This is a genomic window from Ruminococcus sp. NK3A76, from assembly GCF_000686125.1.
Lineage (GTDB): Bacteria > Bacillota > Clostridia > Oscillospirales > Ruminococcaceae > NK3A76.
The window spans coordinates 1726887-1750822 of the sequence record NZ_JMMA01000002.1 but is presented as its reverse complement, the minus strand read 5'-3'; the positions used below and the strand labels follow the sequence as shown (position 1 = coordinate 1750822).

17 protein-coding genes are annotated in these 23936 nt (G+C 47.2%); 13 read left to right on the top strand and 4 right to left on the bottom strand.

Annotated features, from left to right (window positions below; genetic code table 11):
* The first annotated feature begins 10 nt into the window (after positions 1–10).
* The gene (gene araA / locus CD05_RS0108255) at positions 11–1450 is read left to right on the top strand and encodes an L-arabinose isomerase (RefSeq protein ID WP_028510118.1); all 1440 of its coding nucleotides are present in this window, start codon (positions 11–13) and stop codon (positions 1448–1450) included.
* Between the two features lie 38 nt (positions 1451–1488).
* Here araA and CD05_RS17915 read toward each other — a convergent pair whose 3' ends face one another.
* The gene (locus tag CD05_RS17915) at positions 1489–2598 is read right to left on the bottom strand and encodes an SLC13 family permease (RefSeq protein ID WP_037322907.1); all 1110 of its coding nucleotides are present in this window, start codon (positions 2596–2598) and stop codon (positions 1489–1491) included.
* Between the two features lie 208 nt (positions 2599–2806).
* Between CD05_RS17915 and CD05_RS0108245 the strand changes: the two genes are divergently transcribed.
* Positions 2807–4156, top strand: a complete 1350-nt coding sequence (locus CD05_RS0108245; RefSeq protein WP_028510117.1) for an SGNH/GDSL hydrolase family protein — start codon at positions 2807–2809, stop codon at positions 4154–4156.
* A 62-nt stretch (positions 4157–4218) separates the two neighbouring features.
* Here the strand turns inward: CD05_RS0108245 and CD05_RS19625 are convergent, their stop codons facing one another.
* Positions 4219–5037, bottom strand: coding sequence for a hypothetical protein (locus tag CD05_RS19625; protein WP_028510116.1), 819 nt, complete (start codon positions 5035–5037; stop codon positions 4219–4221).
* A gap of 131 nt (positions 5038–5168) precedes the next feature.
* Positions 5169–6779: a CTP synthase gene (locus CD05_RS0108235; RefSeq protein WP_028510115.1), complete on the bottom strand. Its 1611-nt coding sequence runs from the start codon at positions 6777–6779 to the stop codon at positions 5169–5171.
* Between the two features lie 315 nt (positions 6780–7094).
* Here CD05_RS0108235 and recG point away from each other — a divergent pair, with 315 nt between their 5' ends.
* The 10 genes from recG (at position 7095) to CD05_RS0108185 (ending at position 21042) form a co-directional block, all read left to right on the top strand.
* Positions 7095–9131 carry an ATP-dependent DNA helicase RecG gene (recG, locus tag CD05_RS0108230; protein WP_028510114.1) on the top strand — a complete coding sequence of 679 codons (2037 nt, stop codon included), beginning with the start codon at positions 7095–7097 and terminating at the stop codon, positions 9129–9131.
* Positions 9132–9159: 28 nt separating this feature from the next.
* A complete protein-coding gene (locus CD05_RS0108225) occupies positions 9160–9825 on the top strand; it encodes a lactate utilization protein (RefSeq protein WP_028510113.1) in 666 nt (221 codons plus the stop codon).
* Between the two features lies 1 nt (position 9826).
* Positions 9827–11017 carry a serine hydrolase domain-containing protein gene (locus CD05_RS0108220; protein WP_028510112.1) on the top strand — a complete coding sequence of 397 codons (1191 nt, stop codon included), beginning with the start codon at positions 9827–9829 and terminating at the stop codon, positions 11015–11017.
* A 74-nt stretch (positions 11018–11091) separates the two neighbouring features.
* On the top strand, positions 11092–11727 hold the full coding sequence (locus tag CD05_RS17905; RefSeq protein ID WP_051588887.1) for a hypothetical protein: 636 nt from the start codon (positions 11092–11094) through the stop codon (positions 11725–11727).
* Between the two features lie 353 nt (positions 11728–12080).
* Complete coding sequence (locus tag CD05_RS0108210; protein WP_028510111.1) at positions 12081–13277, top strand: type II secretion system F family protein; 1197 nt, start codon at positions 12081–12083, stop codon at positions 13275–13277.
* A gap of 28 nt (positions 13278–13305) precedes the next feature.
* The gene (gene pilM / locus CD05_RS17900) at positions 13306–14868 is read left to right on the top strand and encodes a pilus assembly protein PilM (RefSeq protein ID WP_156947355.1); all 1563 of its coding nucleotides are present in this window, start codon (positions 13306–13308) and stop codon (positions 14866–14868) included.
* Positions 14868–15635, top strand: a complete 768-nt coding sequence (locus CD05_RS0108200) for a hypothetical protein (protein WP_028510110.1) — start codon at positions 14868–14870, stop codon at positions 15633–15635. Before pilM ends, CD05_RS0108200 begins: the two co-directional genes overlap by 1 nt.
* 174 nt (positions 15636–15809) lie before the next feature.
* Positions 15810–18176 (top strand): hypothetical protein, encoded by a 2367-nt coding sequence (locus tag CD05_RS0108195; RefSeq protein ID WP_028510109.1) that lies wholly within the window; start codon positions 15810–15812, stop codon positions 18174–18176.
* A 23-nt stretch (positions 18177–18199) separates the two neighbouring features.
* Positions 18200–19075, top strand: a complete 876-nt coding sequence (locus CD05_RS0108190; protein WP_028510108.1) for a type II secretion system protein — start codon at positions 18200–18202, stop codon at positions 19073–19075.
* 14 nt (positions 19076–19089) lie between these two features.
* Positions 19090–21042: a prepilin-type N-terminal cleavage/methylation domain-containing protein gene (locus CD05_RS0108185; protein WP_028510107.1), complete on the top strand. Its 1953-nt coding sequence runs from the start codon at positions 19090–19092 to the stop codon at positions 21040–21042.
* A 142-nt stretch (positions 21043–21184) separates the two neighbouring features.
* Here CD05_RS0108185 and CD05_RS0108180 read toward each other — a convergent pair whose 3' ends face one another.
* Positions 21185–22024, bottom strand: coding sequence for an A24 family peptidase (locus CD05_RS0108180; RefSeq protein ID WP_028510106.1), 840 nt, complete (start codon positions 22022–22024; stop codon positions 21185–21187).
* 154 nt (positions 22025–22178) lie between these two features.
* Here CD05_RS0108180 and CD05_RS0108175 point away from each other — a divergent pair, with 154 nt between their 5' ends.
* The gene (locus CD05_RS0108175; protein ID WP_028510105.1) at positions 22179–23861 is read left to right on the top strand and encodes a GspE/PulE family protein; all 1683 of its coding nucleotides are present in this window, start codon (positions 22179–22181) and stop codon (positions 23859–23861) included.
* Positions 23862–23936 lie beyond the last annotated feature (75 nt).

The following is a 23936-nucleotide window of genomic DNA, read 5'->3' as shown; positions in this document are numbered from 1 at the left end:
GCGATATGTTATGTTGAAATTCTGGTTTATAACCGGCTCGCAGTTTCTCTACGGCGAGGAGACACTTAAAAAGGTCGAGGAAGACTCAAAGAAGATAGTTGACGGCTTAAAGCTGCCTTTCTCCGTAGAGTATAAGCTGACAGCCAAAACAGCAGGCGAGATAGAGAGTATCGTAAAGCAGGCAAACTTTGATGAAGACTGTGTCGGCATAATAACCTTCTGCCACACGTTCTCTCCTTCAAAGATGTGGATAAACGGCCTTACTCTCCTGCAAAAGCCGTGGCTGCATTTCCATACACAGTTCAATGAATCTATCCCCAATGATGAGATAGATATGGATTATATGAACCTTCACCAGTCGGCTCACGGCGACAGAGAGCACGGCTTCATAGGCGCAAGGCTCAGAGCTCCGAGAACTGTTGTTGCAGGCTACTGGGGCGACCCGGCAGTTCAGGAAAAGATAGCACAGTGGCAGAGAGCCTGCATGGGCGCACGTTTTTCAAAGAACCTTAAGATAGTCCGTTTCGGTGATAATATGCGTGAGGTCGCAGTTACCGAGGGCGATAAGGTAGAAGCTCAGATAAAGCTGGGCTGGCAGGTCAATACATGGCCTGTTGGCAGTCTTGTTAAAGAGATGGAGAAAGTCACTACCCCTGAGATAGATGCACTTGTAAACGAGTACAAAAAACTGTACGATATCAATACCGATGACGAGAAGTCCATTCGCTATCAGGCGAGGGAAGAGATAGCGATCGAGAAGATACTCATTCGTGAGGGCGCTCATGCATTCACGAACACCTTCCAGGATCTTTACGGAATGGAACAGCTCCCAGGCCTTGCAGCACAGCACCTTATGCATAAGGGCTACGGCTTCGGTGCAGAGGGCGACTGGAAGACGGCCGGCATGGAGGGTATCATCAAGGCTATGTATCCTGACGGCGCATCGTCGTTCATGGAGGACTACACATACGACTATAAACACGAGCTTATTCTTGGCGCTCATATGCTGGAAGTTGACCCGAGCATTGCAGCAGACAAGCCGAAGATAGAGGTACACCCACTCGGCATAGGCGACAGACAGCCCCCTGCAAGACTTGTGTTTGAAGGCAAAGCAGGCAAGGCAAAGGCGCTCTCGCTCGTTGATATGGGCGGCAGGCTCAGGCTCATAGCGCAGGACGTAAACTGCGAAAAGCCTTTCCAGGATATGCCCAATCTTCCCGTAGCAAGAACAATGTGGCGCCCCGAGCCGGGCTTCCTTGAAGGCCTTGAATGCTGGATAATAGCAGGCGGAGCTCATCATACAGTGCTTTCCTACGATATAACAGAGCAGGCACTGCGTGATTTTGCACGCATCATGGACATCGAGCTTGTTGTGATAGACAAAAACACAACACCTATTTCACTCGAACGTGAACTTATGCTCTCGGACGTTTTATACAACAGAAGATAATAGCAAACGGCTGTACATTTTATTGTACAGCCGTTATTTTATATCATAAGTATCAGCATCTCAAAAAGCAGAAGTATCATAAGCATACCAAAGCCCACGACCGAGAATACAGCCATGTATCTGACCGAGTCTGAACCCTCTGTCTTTCTGTAAAACTGAAAAGAGATAAGAGATGCGAGCGATGCTATCACAGTGCCTAAGCCGCCTAAGTTCACGCCGAGCAGCAGCTGTGTGCCGTTGTTTGTAAAGCCTGAGAGCATCACCGCCGCCGGAACATTGCTGATAAACTGTGATAGCAGCGTTGATATTATCATCGCCCTGCCCTGGATAAGCGTTGAGACAAGGTCGTTCACAGCACCTATCCTTGCTATGTTGCCGACAAAAACAAAGAAGCAAATAAACGTCATAAGCAGCGGATAATCGACCTTTGTCAGCAGCTTTTTGTCAAGTATCAGTGCACACAAAAGCGCTGCAAGCAGGCAGACAAGATCAGGCACTGCACGAAGTACTGTGAGTATGCATATCACAAAAAGCAGTGTGTATCCGATAAGCGGCCTGCGCTCGACCTTCTGCTCGCTGCTCTGAGGGAGTGCGCACTTTTCATTCGGTATAAGCAGTGTCAGCAGCATGAGCAGCACAATGCTCGCAAGCCCGGCAGGCGCCATAGTCTTTATAAACACAAGCGCCGACAGCTTGTAGAAGTCGTATATGTAAAGGTTCTGCGGATTGCCGATAGGGGTGAGCATACTTCCAAGATTTGCCGCCGCAGTTTCAAGCACTACGATGAGTATTATGCTTTTCTGCCCGGCTTTTTTAAGCGTCATTAGCGTTATCGGCACGAATGTCAGCAGTGCAACGTCATTTGTCACGAGCATTGATGTGAAAAAGCATACCAGCACGAACACCTGCCCCAGCCGTCTTGTTGTATTGGCTTTTGTGAGCAGCAGACCTGTTGCCCGCTCGAAAACTCCTATGCTCCTTAGTCCTGCAATAGCCGTCATCAGCGAGAAAAGCTGAATGAGCACAGCTCTGTTTATGTAGCCTGAGTATTCACTGTCAGGCGGAACGATCATCATCGTAACAGCAGCCGCAATAAATGCTATCACCAGCACTGGCTGGTCTTTTATAAAACTCCTTACCTTCTGCATTTATACCCTTCCTTTTACAATTATCAAACCTTATGAATTATATCACCGCCCGGGTCAGTTGTCAATATCCGACAGTGCGATTTATCAGTGGTGTATGACTTTTGTGCGTCATGTCTTGATTTTTTTATTCAAATGTGATATAATCAAATATACGGAAGGCCTGTATTGAAGGGCAGGCCACGGCTGATTGAAAGGAAAGAAGAAAGCTATGAAGAAACTAATTGCAATGACACTTGCGGTAATGCTCGCAGGTATGGCGTTGACCGCCTGCGGCGACAGCAGCTCGTCATCGTCCGGCGGTGAGTCATCATCTGCCTCACAGAGCAGCAGCTCCGCAGAAACCGAGAGCACAAGCGGCGATGAGTCGCAGGCTGATGCAGGCTCCGACCTTAAGGCACCTGTTGCTGACGGTGCTATCGACATCACACAGGGCATGACAGAGAATATGCTCACACGCTCGATACTCTCTGAGGGCGACACCACACGCCTGGCAAACAAGCTCAAAGAGGCTAAGGATACCTCGAACGACAAGACATGGAATATCGTCTTCCTTGGTGACTCTATTACTGCCGGCAGCTCGGCAGCAGGCACAAAGTATAACTTTGTAGGCCTTTTCACCGAATGGTGGAAGCAGAATTACAACAAGAAGACTATCATCACAAACGCAGGCATAGGTGCGACAAACACATATTTCGGCGTTCACAGGGCAGACAGAGACGTTCTCTCTAAAGATCCTGATATCATCTTCATCGAGTTTATAAACGACTCGGGCGATATGTTCTATGAGAAGACTATGGAGAGCCTTATCAGAAAGTGCCTCGCATATAAGTCTAACCCTGCTGTAGTTCTTGTCGAGATGTCTCTTGACGGCGGCGGAAATGCACTTGAACAGCACCTTCCCCCTGCTGAGAAGTACGGCGTGCCCGTGCTTTCATACCACGATGCTATCTACCCCGAAGTACAGGCAGGAAATATCAGCTTCAAGTCTTCAAAGGGCAGACCGGGCGATAAGGACGGCCTTTCTCCTGACGGCACCCACCCGAACAACTGCGGTCATGCAATGGTGGCTCAGATGATCGAGAACTTCATCGACAAGGTCGCTGCTACAGCAGATCAGGCAGGCGAGATAACGCCTTTCGATGAATCGAGCGAATCGCTCACAGGTGATGTATATAAGAATGCTCATATCTCCGATACGAGCACAAAGGATTTTGAGGTCAAGGACGTCAAGGGCTTTGCAGAGGAGAGCACTCCCTGGAACTTCCAGAACGGCTGGTCGGCTGTAAATGCAGGCGACACTATCACCTTTGAAATGGAATTCCGCAACCTCGGTATGCTTTACTATAAGACAGTAAACGGCGAGAGCGGCTCTGTTGAGGTCAAGGTCGATGACGGCGAGGGCGTAGTAGTAAGCGGCGACTTCTCCGGCGGCTGGGGCGACTATACCGCAGACACCGAGATCTACAGCTCAGACGATACTGCCAAGCATACAGTCACAGTTACCGTGCTTGACGGCGACAAGACAAACTTCGAGATACACGGCTGGCTGGTATCCTGAGTCTGAAACTACATATTATAAACAATATCCCACTCTCTTATCGAGGGTGGGATATTTATATATCATCTGTTTTTCTTTTTACCAAGAGTTGTCACAAGTGTCGCCGCTGCTATCATAGCCGCATATATTCCGCCAGTCTTTGGGTTGGAAGTCTTTGCACCGGCTGTTGGACTGGAGGTAGTGCCTGACTTTGCGCTCTCGCTCTCAGCTTCTGTATCTTGCTGCACGTCAGCATCTTCTTCCTCATCTTCTGCTTCATCAGCATCTTCATCTTCCGGCTCGTCGGTGTGGTCGCTTGCTTCTGCGTCGGCTGTATCAGCTGTAGTGTCAGTGTCTTCTCCGTCAGTTTCTTCTGATGTTGTTTCCTGCTCGTCCGGAACCGATTCTTCCTCCTGAGCAGTCTCCTCCTCGGTGGCAGGAGTTTCTTCTGCAGGCGAGACCTTAACATAAAGCTGACTTGTTACCGGAGCGTCAAGCTCAGCTGCTTCGGCGCCGAGGTATACTATGCCGCCGTCAACATCGGTCTCATCTGCCTGTAACTTGAAGGTGAATGTAATTGTCTCAGACGGCGCAAGAGTTTGATCTTCTATCAGCATATTGTCTTCAAAATAGATCTTTACCCCTGTAAGAGCTGTGTTGCCTCTGTTTGCGGCAATGACGGTGATCTTGATGATATCGCCCACAGTGCATTCTTCCGGGTCAGATGTCATCTCGACTGAGAGCGCATACTCTGCCTGCTGTTCGTCATCGGTGCTGCTTGTTTCAGTGGTGGCTTGTGTGTCGGTGTCTGTTGCTGCCGGCTCCTCGTCTGCCAGTGCCGAGAGCGGCATACAGATCATCAGTGTGAGAGCTGCCAGCGCTGCGGATAATTTCTTTAACATATTATTCCTCCTTCCGGCGATCAGGTCTTGCCTGTGATTACATTATACCACAGTATTTCAAAATTGTAAATAAGAAAATCGCCTAAAGCAAAAAATATCCCCCGATATCACGGGGGATAGCTGTTATTTATTTACTTGCCCGAATACTCAACAGCCGCTCTGATGAAATCACGGAACAGAACGTGCGGGTGATTGGGACGGGACTTGAACTCAGGGTGGAACTGAACACCAACAAACCACGGGTGAACGCTCTTGGGAAGCTCAACTATCTCAACGAGCTTTTCATCAGGCGAGATGCCTGCCAGAACAAGTCCTGCGTCCTGTAATGTCTTACGGAAGCCGTTGTTGAACTCCCAGCGGTGACGGTGGCGCTCGTAGATAAGATCCTGGCCGTATACCTCACGGCTGACTGTGCCTTCCTTGAGCTTGCAGGGATACAGGCCAAGACGCATAGTGCCGCCCTTTTCTGTAATGTCCTTCTGCTCGTCCATAATGTCTATAACAGGGTTTGGTGTGTCGCCGAACTCGGTGGAATTAGCGCCCTTAAGCCCTGCTGCGTGCCTTGCGAATTCTACGACGCTCATCTGCATACCTAAGCATATGCCGAACATCGGCACGCCGTTTTCTCTTGCGTATTTGATAGAGGATATCATGCCCTCGATGCCTCTGTCGCCGAAGCCGCCGGGAACGATTATGCCGTCGCAGCCTGCGAGCTTGTCCTTGGCGTTTGCATCTGTGATGTCCTCAGACTGTATCCATTTTATATCTACCTCAGCGCCGTTGTCAAAGCCGCCGTGACGCAGAGCCTCAGCAACCGAGAGATAAGCGTCCTCCAGCTCGACATACTTTCCGACAAGGCCGATAGTTATCCTCTTGTCGCAGTTTTTGATGCGCTCTATCATAGCCTTCCAGCCGTCGAGGTTGGGCTTGCGCTTTTCCAGGCCTAAGTGCTCGCAGACAATATCTGCAAGACCCTCACGCTCAAGCCAGAGCGGAACTTCATAAAGCGAGGGTGCTGTGAGGTTCTGTACAACGTCCTCAGCACGCACGTTGCAGAAAAGGCCTATCTTCTGCTTCATATCCTTAGGGATCTCCATTTCCGAACGGAGCACGAGAATATTAGGCTGTATGCCGATAGAGAGCAGCTCCTTAACGCTGTGCTGTGTGGGCTTGCTCTTTAATTCCTTTGAACCGGATATGTAGGGGAGCAGGCAAACGTGAATGAACACGGAATTGCCTCTGCCAAGCTCTATAGATGCCTGCCTGATAGCTTCAAGAAAAGGTGTTGACTCTATATCGCCGACAGTACCGCCTATCTCGGTGATGACTACATCGAGGTCGTTTGTCTTAGCTGTGCGGTAAAGGCGCTCCTTTATCTCGTTTGTGATGTGGGGAACTACCTGTACGGTGCCGCCTAAGTAATCGCCACGTCTTTCCTTGTTGAGCACGTTCCAGTATACCTTGCCTGTGGTGACATTTGAATTAATAGACAGGTTCTCGTCGATAAAGCGCTCGTAGTGGCCAAGGTCGAGGTCAGTCTCAGCACCGTCGTCTGTAACGAACACTTCGCCGTGCTGATAGGGCGACATAGTGCCGGGGTCAACATTGATATAGGGGTCGAACTTCTGAATAGTCACGCTGTAGCCCCTTGCTTTTAAAAGCCTGCCGAGCGAGGCTGCTGTGATGCCTTTTCCAAGACCTGAAACAACGCCGCCGGTGACGAATACATACTTTGTAGGCATAATTGATTTCCTCCATTGATTGTTCTTGCATACTGTATATTATTCTACCAAATTTTTTGACAAAATACAACCCCTTTGGCGGATTTTTAAGAAAATCGTCATATTGACAAAATGTAGCTTATACATTATTATATAAATGACAATTTGTCTACAATCGGATAAAATGTCTGCCGGCTTATGGCCTGCCTGCTCTACGATATCTTTCCGCTTCGGTATCTCCCGCGGCGTTTTTTGTATATCTCTGACATTTGCATTTTTATATAAAATGTGTTATAATAGACTTGATATTAAATCCACAGCATCAGAGGTGATAACGTGAGCCCCGAGCTTGATAAGCCGATAACCTATCTCAAAGGCATAGGCCCTAAGAAAAGCGAGAGCTATAAAAAGCTCGGCATAGAGACAGTGTATGACCTGCTGTATCATTTTCCCAGAAGGTATATTGACTTCAACAGCCCTGTTCCTATCGCAGAAGCCCCGAGAGACGAGCCCTGCGTTATCAGGGCAACGCTTGTCAAAAAGCTCTCGGCCGCTGTGCTGCGCTCGGGAATGTCTATCTTCAAGGCTGTCATGACCGACGGGCAGAGCGATATCACACTTATAATGTTCAATAATAAATTCGGCTTTGATATGCTGAAAGTCGGGCAGGAATACTCCCTCTACGGCAAGGTCACAGGCGACCTTGTGAGAAAGGAGATATCCTCTCCGCTCATGCTCGATATGAGCACCGGCGAGAGCGTCGAGCCTGTTTATCTTCTCACCGAGGGGATAAACCAGTTCGCACTCAGGCAGGCAGAAAGAAACGCCCTTGGTCTGCTCGGCGATTTTATCTATGAGCCGCTGCCTAAGTGGGTCATGAAAGAGTATCAGCTCTGCTCGCTTACATATGCCCTTGAAAATATCCACTTCCCTAAGGATATGAATACCTGCGCTATCGCCAAGAAAAGGCTCGTCTTTGATGAGCTGCTTACTCTCAGCCTCGGTATGCGCCTGCTTAAGAGCCGCAGCCGTGAGCAGTCGGGCTGCGTTATGAAGCAGTGCGATATCACAGAGTTTTATTCCTCGCTGCCTTTTGAGCTCACAGGCGCTCAGAAGCGTGCGATCGGCGAGGTCACAGCCGATATGTGTAAGCAAAGCCCTATGAACAGGCTCGTTCAGGGCGATGTCGGCTCGGGTAAGACAGCTGTTGCGGCAGGTGCGGCTTACTTTGCATTTCTTAACAGCTTCCAGACCGCTATGATGGCACCTACAGAGATACTTGCGACCCAGCATTATGAAACGCTCTCGGGCTTTCTGGAGCCGCTGGGGGTGAAATGCGCTCTGCTGACCGGCAGTATCCCCGCAAAGAAAAAGGCTGCCCTTAAGGAGCAGATAGCCGACGGCGAATATTCTGTCGTTGTGGGAACTCATGCTTTAGTACAAAATTCCACCCAGTTTAAAAAGCTCGGGCTGGTAATAACCGACGAGCAGCACCGCTTTGGCGTTAAACAGCGTGCCGCCCTGTCAGATAAGGGCGAGAACCCACACCGCCTTGTAATGAGTGCAACGCCTATCCCGAGAACGCTCGCACTTATGATATACGGCGACCTTGACCTCTCGATACTTGACGAGATGCCCAAGGGCAGACAGAAGACCGAGACATATGCGGTCACAGGAAAGCTCCGTGAGAGAGCATTCGGCTTTGTCAAGGGCGAGCTTGACAAGGGCAGGCAGGCGTATATAGTCTGCCCGATGATAGAGGAGAGCGACAGCGACCTTATCTCCGTCAAGAAATACTCGCAGGAGCTTGCCGAGGGGGCATTCTCAGGCTATGAGGTGGGGCTTCTGCATGGAAAGCTGCCGCCTGATAAGAAAGAAAAGGTCATGCGTGATTTTAAGGACAAAAAAACGGACATTTTAGTCTCAACTACCGTTATCGAGGTCGGTGTCGATGTGCCTAATGCCACGGTCATGGTCATAGAGAATGCCGACCGCTTCGGCCTGTCGCAGCTGCACCAGCTTAGGGGCAGAGTCGGCAGGGGAGAGTACAGCTCTTTCTGCATACTGATAACCGACAATGTCAGTGAGGAGAGCAGGAGCAGGCTTAAGATAATGTCCAAAACTTCGGACGGTTTCGTCATTTCCGAGGAGGATCTGAAAATGCGTGGCCCGGGTGATTTCTTCGGCTCACGCCAGCACGGCCTGCCAAAGCTCAGGATAGCCGATATGAGCGAGGATATCGAGATACTCAGAAAAGCCCAGCTCTGCGCCGAGGAAATACTCAGGCGTGATGAAAAGCTGACGACCCCTGAGAATAAGGGGCTAAGAGAGCTTATAGACAGGCTCTTTGAAGATGATATGTCACAGAACTGATTCAGACTATTATATAAGGAGGATGAATATGGATAACAACCTGAAAGCTGCTTACAGAAAGCACCTTGAAAAGGCCGCAAAGGCACTTGAGAAGAACAATATGCAGGCCTTCGTTGCCGATACGAGCGAGGAGGCGTGCGAGATAGTCCGCAGTCTTCTTAAAGACGGCGAGCAGATATCCTGCGGCGGCTCAGTAACGCTCAGTGAGACTGGTGTCATGGATATCATGAAAAGCGGAAAGTACGATTTTCTGGACAGGTCAAAAGCAACAACACCTGAGGAGACCGGCGAGATATACCGTAAGGTATTCTTCTGCGATACCTACCTTTCCTCGTCAAATGCGATAACCGAGAACGGCGAGCTTTATAATGTAGACGGCAACTGCAACCGTGTGGCGGCTATAACCTTCGGCCCCAGGCGTGTTATAATCATCGCCGGCAGAAATAAGGTCGTGCGTGATATAAATGCGGCTATCGACTATGTAAAGCGTGTGTCTGCTCCGGCAAATACAGTCAGGCTCGGGCTCGATACTCCCTGTGCATCGACAGGAGAGTGTGCTGGGATAAACACCGGCAATATGTGCTCCGGCTGCAAGAACGACAGGCGTATCTGCTGCGGCTATGTTGTCACAGGCTTCCAGCGTGACAAGGACAGGATAAAGGTAATACTCGTAAACGAAGAACTGGGGTATTGATATGGATATCATTTATGGAAAGACTGACTGTGCCCCTGCCGAGACCGGCTATGATGCTTCAAGGCTCGATAAGCTCAACGAGCGTCTTGCGGATATGATAGACAGGCGTGTGATACACGGTGCGTCCTACTGTATATCCCATAAGGGAAAGGTCATAGCTCACGCAGCACTCGGCAGAAACAACAGCTTAGGCGAGAACACGCCTATGCGCCCCGACACGGTGTTTGATATAGCTTCTATCACAAAGGTGTTCACTGCAACGGCGATAATGCAGCTCGTCGAGGACGGCGTGCTGAATCTGAATGACCCTGCCGGAAAACACCTCCCTCCGCTTGCCAAAGAGCCGTTTTCAGATATAAAGCTCATTCACCTGCTGACCCATACCTCAGGGCTTTATCCCGATGCAGGCTGCTTTGATGAGAATTACTCCTCAGCTTGGGAGCTTATAGAAAAGGCCTCTGCCGGCTGGGACGGCAAGGGCGATTTTGACTGGATAACCCCTGCGGTATCGACAGGTATGCGCCGTAAAGCAGGCGAGGAGTGGCAGTACTGCTCATTTGCCTTTGCGCTGCTCGGCGAGATAATAAGCCGTGTAAGCGGTGTCAATGTCCACAGCTTTATAGAAAACGGCATTTTAAAGCCGCTCTCACTTGACAGCACAGGCTTTTATCTTAATGCCGACACAGCAGGCAGAATGTTCCTCTATGACGAGAAATTCAGAAGTCAGCTTGCCGGGATAGCTTCAGGCGAGATTGACGGCAGAAGACCGAGCGGGACCGTCTGGGATAAGATACCCGGCACAGCAGGTGGTCTGACATCTACTGTCAGCGACCTTGTAAGATTCGGAAATGCCTTTATCTTCGGCGGCAGACTTGACGGTGCAAGGCTTCTTGGACGCAAGAGCGTCGAGAAAATGGCTAAAGTGCAGATAAGCGGTATCCCCGACCGGTGCTGGGGCGCAACAGAGGATAACAGGCTCTACGGTATCGGCTTTGATATACGAAGAACACCGTCATTTTGCTATTCTGACAATACGATAATGCACGAGGGAGCAGGCGCTTCATCGCTCGATATCGACCTTGACGAGCAGCTGTGTGCGGCGTGGTTCGTGCCTTTTGATGTGGGGGCTGACGGCTGGTCGCCCGAGCCGCTGTATAACGTGCAGAATATCATCTGGTCAGGTATCATCTGATAATTGTATCGTTGACTGCCGGAAGAATATATTTATATAACGTCTGCCAAGGCAGATAAAAAAGGAGTGATCGTATGGATTCGTTCAAAGCCATGCTGTATACCTTTGCCCGGCTCGGACTGCTGCTTATGCTCGATCTGTTCGGTATGTTCGTAGGAGGAGTCATCTTCCCCGGAATAGCGTCGTTCATGCCTACCGACGGTAAGGGAGCGGTCAAGCAGTTCCTGACAAACCCGATAGTCGGCTCTGTGATAGGCTATATCGTCATGACGGCTATCCTTGTGTGGATATTCCGTGACGACGGTAAGAAGCACGCTGCCTATGAGGAATGGAGCTGGGAGAATATTCTTATAGTGATGATGATAATGCTCATGGCTGCATTCGTTCCTTCGATATTCAGGGAGTCCTATAAGGAAAGCGCTACTATGACTGTTGTGTATAACGGGCTCTATTATCCTCTCAGCTGGCTTTGTGACGGCGTGGGCACAGGCCTGACAAGGACATATCAGGACGAAACACCCGAAGGCCTTGGCCTGCCGTATACCGTGGCAGTCCTCGTGGGCAACGGCATTCAGCTCGCTCTCTGCTTCGGCGCATATGTTGCGGCATTCAAGATATATGTTAAACAGCACCCCTCCATCCTTAAAGCTATGAAGCAGGAAACTGAACCCGAGGAGGAGACAGAGAATTTGCCTGACGATGTGCTGTAAATAAATTCCTGATATCCGGAATATATAAATGGTATAATACCGCCTTATGTGATAGTTTCGTGATAACGGTTTAGTTTAATTAATTAATAATAAAATGATATTCGCATTTTGTGGATGTTTTTACCTTATTTTGTTAATTTTGGGATATCAATTGGGAAAAGTAACAAAAATACCGTCAACTTTTCGTCATATTTTCCCGAAAAAACTTTTAATAAAATCTTGATTAAATTGTGAAAAAATGTTATAATGATAAAAAGTGTGTTTGTATGAGTTTTGGTTGCTTACGCTAATCCATTTGCGGCGTGCAGCTCGTATCGACAGGCACGTCATCAGTTGGAGGTGTAACTTAAGAAATGAAAAAATTTGCCTATGTTGCAAAGGATACCTCGGGTAAGACTATAAAAGGCACCTTGGAGGCAGAGACCGCAAATGACGTTCTCGACAGGATCCATGAGCAGGGCTGGTATTGCGTGAGCTATACCGAGGCTTTGGGCGGCGGCTTTGGAAAGAAAGGCTTCCATAAGTTCAAAGCAAAAGAGATGTCATACTGCTGCCGTCAGCTTGCAGCGATGATGACCTCTGGTCTTACTATCGTCAAGGCGCTTGATATCCTTTACAAACAGGAAGAGAAGAAGGGCCCTCAGGAAGCCTGGCAGGGCGTTTATGAGGACGTAAACAAGGGCTCGACCTTTACTGAGGCCCTGAGAGCAAGAGAAGGCTGTTTCCCGGACTTCTTTATCTCGATGGTCGATGCAGGTGAGACAGCCGGTACGCTGGATGTCACAATGCAGAGACTGAGTGATTACTATGATAACACCAATAAGCTGAACAACAAGGTCAAGGGTGCTATGATCTATCCTTGCGTGCTCGGTGTAATGGTAGTTGCTATCGTAATCATCATGTTCACATTCGTAATGCCTACATTCGCAGGTATGATGGAAGAAGAAGATATGCCGGCTATCTCAAAGGCGCTGTTTGCGATATCTGACTTCTTAAAGAGTAAATGGTATATTCTTATTGGTGCGTTGGTAATTATTGTTATTGCTTGTATCTATGCACTCAAGGTACCGTCAGTAAGGATCAAGTGGGACAGATTCAAGATCAAATGCCCGGTAATAGGTCCTCTGATAGTTACAATTTATACCGGTAAGTTCGCAGAGACACTTTCCTCGCTTTACTCCAGCGGTATCCCGATGGTCGAGTGTCTTGAGAGATCGTCAAGGATTCTTAACAATTCATATATCAACGAATGCTTTATACAGGTCGTTGATGAAGTCAAGCAGGGTCAGTCACTTTCATCTGCTATAAGCAAGACGGAGATATTCAGCGGTATGTTCTGCTCGATCATCTACGTTGGTGAAGAGTCCGGTGCTCTTGATGAGATCCTTGAAAAGACTGCTGCCTTCTATAATGAAGAAGCAGATTCTGCTGTCGGTAAGCTCGTAGGTCTTATGGAGCCTGCAATGATCATTATCATGGGTGTTGCCATAGGTCTTGTTCTTGCCGGTATCTTCCCGATGCTCTACGGCGGACTTAAGGATGTAAGTTAATAATATTTTTAATGAGGTGAATAGATAAATGCTATCATTTGACGTTTCAGATAAGCAGATCAATATCGTCAAGGGCGACAATGCAGCTAATAAGATCAAGATCGAAAAGTCGTTTACCCTTGAGATACCCGAGGATCAGGATTATATCCTCAACGGCGAGGTAATTAACCTTACCGGTCTTGCAGAGTATATTCTCACAAACCTTAAGGCTGAGAATATGATGGATAAGGACGCAGTTGTTACGTTCTCATCAAGCAACGTAGTTTTCAAGGAACTAATCGTTCCTAACGCAAAGGGTGAGGCTTTCCTCACAATGGTACAGAATACCATGAGCCACGAGATGGGTATCACAGATGATTACTCTATCTCCTACACCAAGGTCGGTGCAGCAGGCGAGGATAACCCCGGCGCAGTAAAGGTACTTGCTACAGCCTGCCCGAGCTCGCTCGTTGACAGCTACAGAAAGCTCTTTACAATACTTAATATACAGCTCAAGTCGGTCAACATCGGCTGTAACTCTATCGCTCGTATAGTTCTGGCAGATAAGTCGAATCTTGATAAGATGCCGCTTCTCGTTTGCCAGCTCGATAAGAACTTCTTAGGCCTTACACTCTTTGAGAACGGCCAGATGGCATTCGCAAGATATGTTCCTATCTCCGAAGAAGACTACGGCTCGGCTGACTATATACTTGAAGCTCTTAACGAGAACATCTTCAAGATGGAGCAGTTCAATAAGGCAAGAGGCGGCAGCGGTCTTTCCAACGTTATCCTCTACGGCGTTATTGATGACTATATCAAGGTCGTTGATGCTCTCGACGGTCTTGTAGCTCAGGTATCTGTTCTGAGCGTTCCTGCCCAGATCTCCGGTTTCGAGAACTTCGAGTTCACCGTTTTCGCTAACGCTATCGGTGCTCTCTACAGAAGAAATAAGGATACCGAGCGTATCAACCTTCTCGAAGTTGACCAGATGCAGGGCAAGGGTTCCGGCGGCGGCGTAAGCTCGCTTATGGTAACAGCAGGTATCATAGCTGTTGCTTCGATAGTTGCTATCGGCGCTATCACAGCAGTAGTAAAGATCCGTACATCATCTCTTGAAAGCGATATCAAGGAAGATGAAAAGCAGATCGATGATCTTAATGAAAAGCTCAAGGGCAATGAGCTCTTAAAGGTACAGCTCACAGCTATCCAGGCTTACGATACAGCTGTAAAGGACGAGAGAGCAGCTCTTACATCATGGCCTAAGTTCGATAATAACCTTAAGAAGAAGATCGATGAGGCATTCAAGAAGGTAAATAATGCTGAGTATAAGGGTCTTGAATATGACCTCTCTGAAGGTAAGATAACACTTACAGAGGTAACTGTTAAGGAGCAGGAAGATGCTACTGACCTCGTAAGAGCTCTTAAGGACGTTAAGGATGACTCCAAGAAGGACGGCAAGTTCTTTACAGCAGTTTCCTTTGATGGCTTCAGTAAGGATGATGATAATAAGTATTCTCTCGGCGATCTGGAGGTAACTATCAACCTTGATGCTGCTTCTGATGAAGAGGCTGAAGATAAGAAAGAAGATACAAAAGAGGAGGCAGCTAAGTAATGAAACTGACATACCGTGATAAAATAATGCTTGTAGGTGCAGTTGTAATTATTATCTGGGCTATCGGTATCTTCCTGATAATCAAGCCTGCATTCTCAACAATGAGCGATACTTCCAAGAAGAAGGATTCACTCGATAATGAAGTTGTTACACTTCAGCAGAAGGTCGATAAGGAGAAGGATCTTAAGGATCAGCTCCAGAAGGCTTACGACGAGGCTGTTGAGCACTCTAATGAGTATTTCTATAAGCTCGATACCAAGGAGAACGTTACAGATAATGTAAGAGAACTCCTTTATACAAACAAGAGAAAGATCGTTAACACAGACTATAAGATCGATGACCTTGTAAACAATATCGTTACTCCTTATGAGTATTCTGAGACTGAGCTTCTCAGCTCACTTGAGGAGCAGGTAAAGCTCATCAACGACCCTGCATCTGCTAACGCTGCAGCTGCTGCTGCTAACAATGCAAATAAGGTCGTTCCTGTTGCTATATCTATCAGCACATATGAGATCAGCTCCGACTATGAGTGTACTCTTGACGAGCTCCTCGCATTCGCTGACTCTCTCGAGTCTTCCGACCAGCAGTCCTTCATTATCCAGACTATAAAGATCGAGGACGTTAACGAGAAGGGCAAGATCCAGGGCGACATGACCTTCAATTACTACATGGCTCCTGAGATCCCCAAGCCTTCGGCTCTCGGCGGCGATGATAAGAAGGATGAGGCTAAGGACGACAAGAAGGACGATTCCTCCAAGGCTTCGTAATAATTTGATAATATTTCACTTGTAGGTGGCGGGTGTTTACCCGTCGCCGAAAAGTGCTATATATTGATTAAAAATTTTATTCGTGTAATTTATAGTATAAAATGGCTATGGATCACACGATAAAAGGAAACGACCCTATAGAATTATGAAAAATCTAACGGAAAGGTGGTTTTTATGGAGACAAGAAGATTCAGACGCAACGAAAACGGTGCGGTTCTCCTGACTGTATTGTGTATCATGACAATGATGATAATACTCGTCAGTGCAGCGATTTTGTTCGTCAACCAGACAACTCAGAAAACCTACAGGACTTTCCAGGCGGAACAGGCTTATATGACTGCTTCATCGAGCCTTGAGAGTTTTGTACAGCAGATCGAGAATGATACCAACAGTGCGACTGCTACCGATAAGGACAGCCAGCAGAAGGCTATCGAATATCTCGAACAGCTGGCAAACGAGAACGGCGGAAAGGGTTATGAGTACGACGTTCTTATCAACAACAAGAAAGACATCGAGAGAATGGGCAGCTGCACCATCAGAGTTTCGAGGTACAATGCTAACACAATTATCATTACCTCGACAGCTAAGTTCGGCTCTGAGACTGACCAGTGCGCAGCTTATGTTTACACAGAAACACAGCCCAAGAGAGCAACATTCACAAACGCTATCGAGATCTGCCAGGACTGCGGCGGCGACTTTAACAACCTTAACGTTCTCGGCGATATGGCTACCCTCAGAGGTGACGATAAGACCCAGAACTACAGCGCTACCAACCAGTTCAAGGTATACGGCAGCTCCTATCTCTACGGTAATATGTCCGCAAGAGGAAACGGCGACTCTATAACAAGCTTCCTTATGCCCAGCCGTACACAGGATGCAATGGGCAGCTCGTTCACGATCTCGGGCGACTTCACAACAAATAATGACTACCTGCTCAAGACAACAGTTGACTGGGGTCTTGGCTACAACTACCTCAACGTTGGTGAAACATTTACGGTTTCCGACTCTCAGCCTGAGGTAGGCGGTATCGAAAGATTCGGTACAGTAGCTGCAACAGTAGGCAAGAACGCTAATAAGGATATCGACATCTTCTGCCATAACGCTAAGTTCAACGGCAGCAGCTTCAAGCTCCAGGGCAACCTCTGCGTTTACCGTAACGACGGTGAGGAAGGCAACAACGGTAACCTTATAGTTCAGAACTCCAACGGTATGGAGATCTGGGGCGATGTATTTGTTGACGGCGATATCTACGCTTCTCAGCAGAACGGCGCTATCACAGTTCACGGTACTGTTCAGGTATGCGGTAATGTTAAGCGCTCTGCTTATGACTGGACATCGGGCGGCGTGGTTGACTCCAACCTTACATTCGCTAACGGCGCTACAGAAGTCAAGAGCTCTGACGGCCAGGTAAGAATTAAGGCAACAGGCGGCGTTTCCAAGGTAGACAGCATCACTAAGGAAGGCAGAACAAAGAGACCTGAGATCACTCAGACCCTTATGGAGTACAAGTACTTCCCTGAGGATTTCCTTATGAGCGATAAGTCAGAGAACGGCACTACAGTTGGTATGCTCAAGAATCAGTATACAGCATTTTATAACGGCGTAAACACTCTTACACTCGGCAGTATTGCACAGGCACAGGGCACCACACCTTATACCTACACAGATGAGAACGGTGTAGTTTCCAAGTATAAGTGCTGCGTAACAGAGTCCTGCACAGTTGCTCCCGGCGACTTTGAAAAGTGCAGATACGCAGGCGACGGCCAGAATGCCAGCAAGATACTTGTTCATATCACTGACGAGGATATCCTTATAAGACTTCAGGAGGGTGCTGATGCTCAGTTTAATGTGAATTTCGTTGTTAAGAATGATTCACCTTCTGATAACCCGCACTTCTGCTACTTCGTATCAGACTCCGGTGTCAGCGGTACTCAGGATCCCTCCAAGCTTGATGCAGACGGACATAATAAGGTCGGTGTAAACAGTTGGAATGGATTTAATACAGCACCACCATATTCGCCAACTTATAAGTTCGAAAACTGCGGTTGGTTCGACTACTACACATATGTAAATATGTTCAATGACTCTGTACTCAATTCGTGCAGCGGTACACTCGTTGACAAAACTAAACTCGATGACGGCACAAGTATCTTCAGAGACGGCTTCATACTCAACTCAACATCTGAGGAAGTTCCCGGAACATATACTCCTAAGCCTGCAAGCACAGTATTCCTCTTTACAAAGGGCAATACTCTCCAGCTTGAGAATGCAAGCTTCATGGAAGCAGTATTCTATGGCCCCGATGCTGACTACAGAACAGCAACACAGGGTGTAAACGGTGTTACAGTTCACACAGCAGACGGTGACAGACCTTGGAAGATCTGCTCGCTCGGTATGGTAATCGCAGGTAACTTCTATAACAAGAATGAGTCTGCTTACCTCTTCAAGGCACCTCAGGACGGCGGCGTGCTTGCAATAGCCAAGGGCGCAAGACAGGATAATCTTTACGGCTACAAGCTGTTAAGATACGATCACCACTGATGACGAAAGGAGCGTAGACTATCATGAAAATGAAAAAGGTCGAAAAAGGTTTTACGCTTGTTGAGATACTCGTGGCGATATGTCTGTTCGGTATCACCTGTGCTGTTCTGTTTTCAGCTATACTCTTCGCATTAAAGTATAATAAAGAGAACCATTATGCCGGCGAAGAGATACAGATGCAGATGAACAGCGCCGAGAACTATAACAATAAGCAGTCACTTTTTGATAATAAAGTGGCACCATACAGATTTTCAAACGGTAAGCATAAGGTGCTTTTAAAGGTAAACTTCGGTTCAACCTCTGACGGAACCGGCACCGGTCATGATTTCTCGTTTACAAACAGCGATGTATATGCATACCAGGCAAATGCCGGTTTTGAAGACAGAACTGCTGCTTATAATATGAGATTCTTTGACCCCGAAAATGCTAACCTCTTTGATCCTTCTGCTGGTAAATGGTGGGTAAGATTCCATAACTACAGCAGCGTTGACCTCGGCAGAGAGGTATATATCAACAACTCGCTCGGTATCGGTATGTTCGGTAAGGACGGTAACTCTCTCGGAAGCCGTTACTCCAAGCTCGATCTTTCCGACTCAACTGGTGCAGTTTCCTTCCAGTTCGGACTTGATCTTTCACACTATACCGGTACAGATGCTGACAGCATCTTCTTCGTAGGTAACTGGAACAGTGATTTCTATAACGACCCGACATATACTCCTTCTTCCAGCGAGATCGAGGTAATTGCAAGTGCTTTAGATTCTTATAAAGAGTCTATCGAGTCGGAAGAACATCCCGGTACTTATGAACTGACAGGTTATATCGACTTCTACTATGACGGTGAAGGTATATATAACAAAACAGCATTCAAGACTAAGCATCCTGAGCTCAGCATATCGTAAAAGGAGGGTAATAAATGAAAAAATCTAATCGTTCAGGTTTTACCCTCGTTGAGCTTATTATCGTTGTCGCACTTCTCTCAATAATGCTTGGTGCGATACTCAGGCTTATTGACCCGATAAGAAATGTTTACCACGATACTCTCGATACGGTAAACACAAAGACTGTCGGCGAAACAATGATAAGCTTTGTTGAGGATAAAACAAGGTATGCTACCAATATGCTCATTCTCAGAGACTATAAGGGCGTACCGCAGATAAATGCAAATACTGCTAAGGGTACTGCAAGAGTTGGTAATACATCTGTTGAGTTTACAGATGTTATCATAATCGACAACCATAATCTCAGAGGCTATGGCCTTTCGGATTATCAGGGCGATACAGGTTCCCTTGCTGCAAGAAAGAATTGCAGAGGCACTATCTACACCATTGGCAAGATAGGCGAGAGTGGTACTCTTGACCTTACAAAGCTCAATACAGGTACGATAGGTGACGATGTTTACGGCGCTTATTCATATGATATCAGCTGCTGTACAAAGACACTTGCCAATGCAAGAAAGACACTTAATTTCAGCGTAGCTTCCTATCCTATGGAATTAAGCAGCGGCAGCTATGTCAAAACTGCTGAACCTGAGTATAAGGCTGAAAGATATTTTGATCTTGTTAATATCAATCTTCCTAACGATTCATTTAATATCTTAGATGATGTTGACTTTACTGCAACTGATGATTACACAAAGTATCCTCAGCAGGTTGTTGCTCCTTCGGGCCTTACAACACAGCAGCAGAGCTTCTTCGATACAAATGATGATAACAGATTTACTTACATCTTCTACAAGATCAACAAGACAAATGAGGATCAGTCCTACATGGTCAAGTTCCTTGTATCACCTGATGATCCTGTAACAAGCTGGAAGAACAAGCCGCTTTGTTCTGATCAAAAGGTCAAGGCAGGCGGTTATCTCCCTGAGAGCATGATACCTACTATCCCTACAAGAGCCGGTTTCACCTTCTCGCAGTTTGAGGTTGACGGTAATGTTATAGCAAGGGATGATATCCCCACATATGCTATCAATACTGACACTATCTTCACTGTAAGATATGCTAAGGATGCTAACTATCTTGAGCATACACTGAAGTTCTATGATACTGACGGTTCTCTTGTCCCCGGTGATTTCGCAGCGATCAATAACGAAAAGGCAACTGCCTATGCTCCTTCACCGACATATGATAACGTAACACAGTATTATGAGTGGATCGAGAGATCAACACATCAGCCTATAGACGTATTCATCTGCTCCGGTTCTACATCACAGACCTTTGAATTCGACGCAAAAGTCTATAACAAGTTCAAGATCGAATTTAAGGATGAAGACGGCATAGTAATTGATACCCAGTATGTAAAGAATAAGGGTGAGATCAATCTTATAGCTGTTCCGGCATCTAAGAATCCCCTCAAGACTTCAGGTGAGTGGGTAGTTGGCGGTACAAATTACGGTGCTGCAAATATCAACGGCGATACAGTTATCACACCGAAGTATCTTACTATCACCACTCCTATAACACCTCCTTCTTCAGGCGCTAAGTTTGAAATGGATCAGGTTTCAACAAGCGGCTGGGCTAACCATTTAGGTTGGGATAATACAGCCGGCAAGAATAAGGTCTGTGATCTTATTCAGCTTAGTTTAACGATCAAGAACACAGGTTCAGCAAAATGTTCGTCATCTGCTGTATATAAGGTTCAGATCAAGTTTAATGAGTCGATAAGGAACTCTGTTAACTGCGGTTATCTTGCACCCGGTCATAGCATCACCGTGGTTGATGATAAGACTATCATTTACACCTTCTCAGGTTCTGAGGTCGACCCCGGACAGATGTATTATTCATCTTGCTTCCAGGTTCTTGGCCAGGCTGAAAAATATCAGGGTGCTGCATCTACTCTCGCAGTTGTATCTGCAACACTGATCTAAATAATCATTTCTCAGACAGGCCTCGTGCCTGTCTGCTGAAAAGAGCCCCTTAACCGAATAAAATTGGCTAAGAGGTTCTTTTTGGTGAGTTTATAAGGCAAAAAAAGACCGCCCCATGTGCGGGGCGGATATATTATTGTTGTTATACGGCAGCCTGCTCAATGCCAAGACCTGTGAAGTTCAGGTACAGATTGCTGAGCTCCTGCCCCCATATCGCTGCTATCGCAACGCCTACAGAAAGCCACGGGCCGAATGCAAATACAGAATCGCCGCTCTTGTGCTTCTGAATAATGCCTGCGATAGAGCCTGTGATAAGTGCTATAAACAGCGCTATCAAAGCTCCGCCGACACCTAAGAATGCTCCGCAGGCAACCATGAGGTAAACATCACCTCTGCCCATTGCCTTGCCCTTTGAGAGCAGCTCAATGAGCAGCAGCGGAACACTTACTGCAAACATTCCGATAAGCTGAGATATCCATGGGTTATCGACACCGTAGCCGTTAGCATCAGTTATATAGTCGAGCTTGTCAGTGAAGAAGAATTCAAGCACTGCAAGAATGCCGATGAAGATGACTACATAGTTTGAAATGAGCTGTGTGTCCCAGTCCATAAAGAATACAACGATAAGTGCAGAGTATAAGAGGCAGACAAGTATTGCGTGTATCGGGGTCTGCATTACATCAAACCATAAAAATACCAGAAGATACAGTACAGCGTTCAAGCTCTCGACTATTGTGTAGCGAGGGGAGATAGGTGCTTTGCAGGCACGGCATTTGCCGCCGAGCAGACACCAGCTGACTATCGGTATAAGGTCACGGCGCTTGATCTCGGTTCCGCAGGTCATGCAGTGAGAATTGCGCTTGATAAGCGACTCCTCCTTCGGCAGACGGTATATGCAGACATTCAGAAAGCTGCCTATAGACGCACCGAAAAGGAACACGAATGTGTAGATCACTATGTAATAGGGTAAAAACTCAGACATAGAAAATCCTCCTTAATAAACGTTATATATAGTTTAACATATTTTTGTAAACTAATCAAGTATTTTTAATAAAAAGAGAGTGACCGCAGCAGCACTCCCGGGCTTAGGATATGCCTTTGCAAAAATCCCCCGCTGCGAGAAGGAGAATAAACCCATGAGAAATGGACCTATCGGACAGTACCTTGTAGAAAAGAATCTCATTACCGAGGAACAGCTCCAGCAGGTACTTGCCAAGCAGAAGGAATCAAAGGGCAAGCTATTCGGTGATGTCATCACTGAAATGCGTTTTATCTCTGAGGAGAGCTTTGCACAAGTTCTCGCTGAGAGACTGAATGTTCCTTACTGTGATCTTGATAACACAAACCTTATCCCTGATGTTGTCAAGAAGATACCTGAGGCTACGGCAAGAAAGTATACTGTTATCGCCGTAAGCAAAATGGGCAAGCGAATGACAGTCGCTACTAATGACCCTATCAACTTCTATGTGTTTGAAGACCTGAGAGTTCTTACGGGCTGTAATATCAACCCTGTTCTCGCAACAAAGTCGTCTATTACCAAGGCTATCGGTAAAATGTACTCCGAGGGTCAGGCAAGTGCCGTTGTTCAGGAGGCTGAGCAGGAGCTTGCAGAGGACGAGGAGGAGCTCGACCTCAACTCGATTGACCTTTCCGCAGAGAGAATCGACTCGGCACCTATCGTTAAGCTCGCAACGGCTATCGTTGAGAACGCTTACCGCCAGGATACAACGGATATCCATATCGAGCCTTTCAAGGATAAGACTAAGATAAGAATAAGAATAAACTCAGACCTGGTCGAGATGATGACACTGTCGCCCCAGCTGCATAATGCGCTGGTAACACGTTTCAAGATTTTGAGCGGCATGAACATCGCAGAAAAGCGTATACCTCAGGACGGCCGTATGTCACAGGTCATCGACGGCACTACCGTTGACCTTCGTGTGTCTAACCTGCCTATGGTCTACGGTGAAAAGGTCGTTCTGCGTATCCTTGCCGGTGACGGCTCGGTAAGAAAGATCCAGGACCTTGGTATGACCGACTATAACTATCAGAGATTCCTTGACTGTCTGAAGGTTCCTCAGGGCGTTGTACTTGTTACAGGTCCTACCGGTTCCGGTAAATCTACTACACTTTACGCTGCTCTCGGTGAGATCGCTAAGCCTAATCTTAACGTTATCACCGTTGAGGACCCTGTAGAAAAGAAGATAGATAATATCAACCAGTGTCAGATAAACGAAAAGGCGGGCATGACGTTCGATGCAGCCCTTCGTTCTATCCTTCGTCAGGACCCTGACATCATAATGGTCGGTGAGATGCGTGATGCCGAAACGGCATCCATCGCTATCAGAGCCGCTATCACAGGTCACTTGGTTCTTTCGACACTTCATACAAACGATGCCGCTTCGACAGTTACAAGACTTGTTGATATGGGCGTTGAGGCATACATGGTAGCAACATCGCTTATCGGTATCGTAGCACAGAGACTTACAAAAGTCCTCTGCGACGAATGTAAAAAGCCTGTAATGTCTACCGAGCAGGATAATGAGCTTATGGGCATAGACCACTCGGTTCAGATATATGAGGCAGTCGGCTGCCCGAAGTGTAATAACATGGGCTATAAGGGCAGAACGGCTATCCATGAGATCCTTCTCAACACCCCTGAGATGACCGAGCTTATAACCTCGGGCGCAAGAGCTTCTGAGATACAGGTGCTCGCAAGAGAGCAGGGCTGCCTGCTTCTGCGTGATAACGTATCTAAGCTCGTTCAGCAGGGAAGAACATCTATCGGTGAGCTTATCCGTGTAACATATGCGGTTTAAGCTGATACTTGCTGAGTGCAGTTTACACTGTGCCGGCATTCAGATAAAAGATCACGCTTTATGCGTAGTAAAAAT

Excerpts from the sequence above, each read along its gene's own strand:
- araA (WP_028510118.1), top strand. The coding sequence starts at position 11 with ATGTTGAAATTCTGGTTTATAACCGGCTCGCAGTTTCTCTACGGCGAG.
- CD05_RS17915 (WP_037322907.1), bottom strand. The coding sequence starts at position 2,598 with ATGCAGAAGGTAAGGAGTTTTATAAAAGACCAGCCAGTGCTGGTGATA.
- CD05_RS0108245 (WP_028510117.1), top strand. The coding sequence starts at position 2,807 with ATGAAGAAACTAATTGCAATGACACTTGCGGTAATGCTCGCAGGTATG.
- CD05_RS19625 (WP_028510116.1), bottom strand. The coding sequence starts at position 5,037 with ATGTTAAAGAAATTATCCGCAGCGCTGGCAGCTCTCACACTGATGATC.
- CD05_RS0108235 (WP_028510115.1), bottom strand. The coding sequence starts at position 6,779 with ATGCCTACAAAGTATGTATTCGTCACCGGCGGCGTTGTTTCAGGTCTT.
- CD05_RS0108225 (WP_028510113.1), top strand. The coding sequence starts at position 9,160 with ATGGATAACAACCTGAAAGCTGCTTACAGAAAGCACCTTGAAAAGGCC.
- CD05_RS0108220 (WP_028510112.1), top strand. The coding sequence starts at position 9,827 with ATGGATATCATTTATGGAAAGACTGACTGTGCCCCTGCCGAGACCGGC.
- CD05_RS17905 (WP_051588887.1), top strand. The coding sequence starts at position 11,092 with ATGGATTCGTTCAAAGCCATGCTGTATACCTTTGCCCGGCTCGGACTG.
- CD05_RS0108210 (WP_028510111.1), top strand. The coding sequence starts at position 12,081 with ATGAAAAAATTTGCCTATGTTGCAAAGGATACCTCGGGTAAGACTATA.
- pilM (WP_156947355.1), top strand. The coding sequence starts at position 13,306 with ATGCTATCATTTGACGTTTCAGATAAGCAGATCAATATCGTCAAGGGC.
- CD05_RS0108200 (WP_028510110.1), top strand. The coding sequence starts at position 14,868 with ATGAAACTGACATACCGTGATAAAATAATGCTTGTAGGTGCAGTTGTA.
- CD05_RS0108195 (WP_028510109.1), top strand. The coding sequence starts at position 15,810 with ATGGAGACAAGAAGATTCAGACGCAACGAAAACGGTGCGGTTCTCCTG.
- CD05_RS0108190 (WP_028510108.1), top strand. The coding sequence starts at position 18,200 with ATGAAAATGAAAAAGGTCGAAAAAGGTTTTACGCTTGTTGAGATACTC.
- CD05_RS0108185 (WP_028510107.1), top strand. The coding sequence starts at position 19,090 with ATGAAAAAATCTAATCGTTCAGGTTTTACCCTCGTTGAGCTTATTATC.
- CD05_RS0108180 (WP_028510106.1), bottom strand. The coding sequence starts at position 22,024 with ATGTCTGAGTTTTTACCCTATTACATAGTGATCTACACATTCGTGTTC.
- CD05_RS0108175 (WP_028510105.1), top strand. The coding sequence starts at position 22,179 with ATGAGAAATGGACCTATCGGACAGTACCTTGTAGAAAAGAATCTCATT.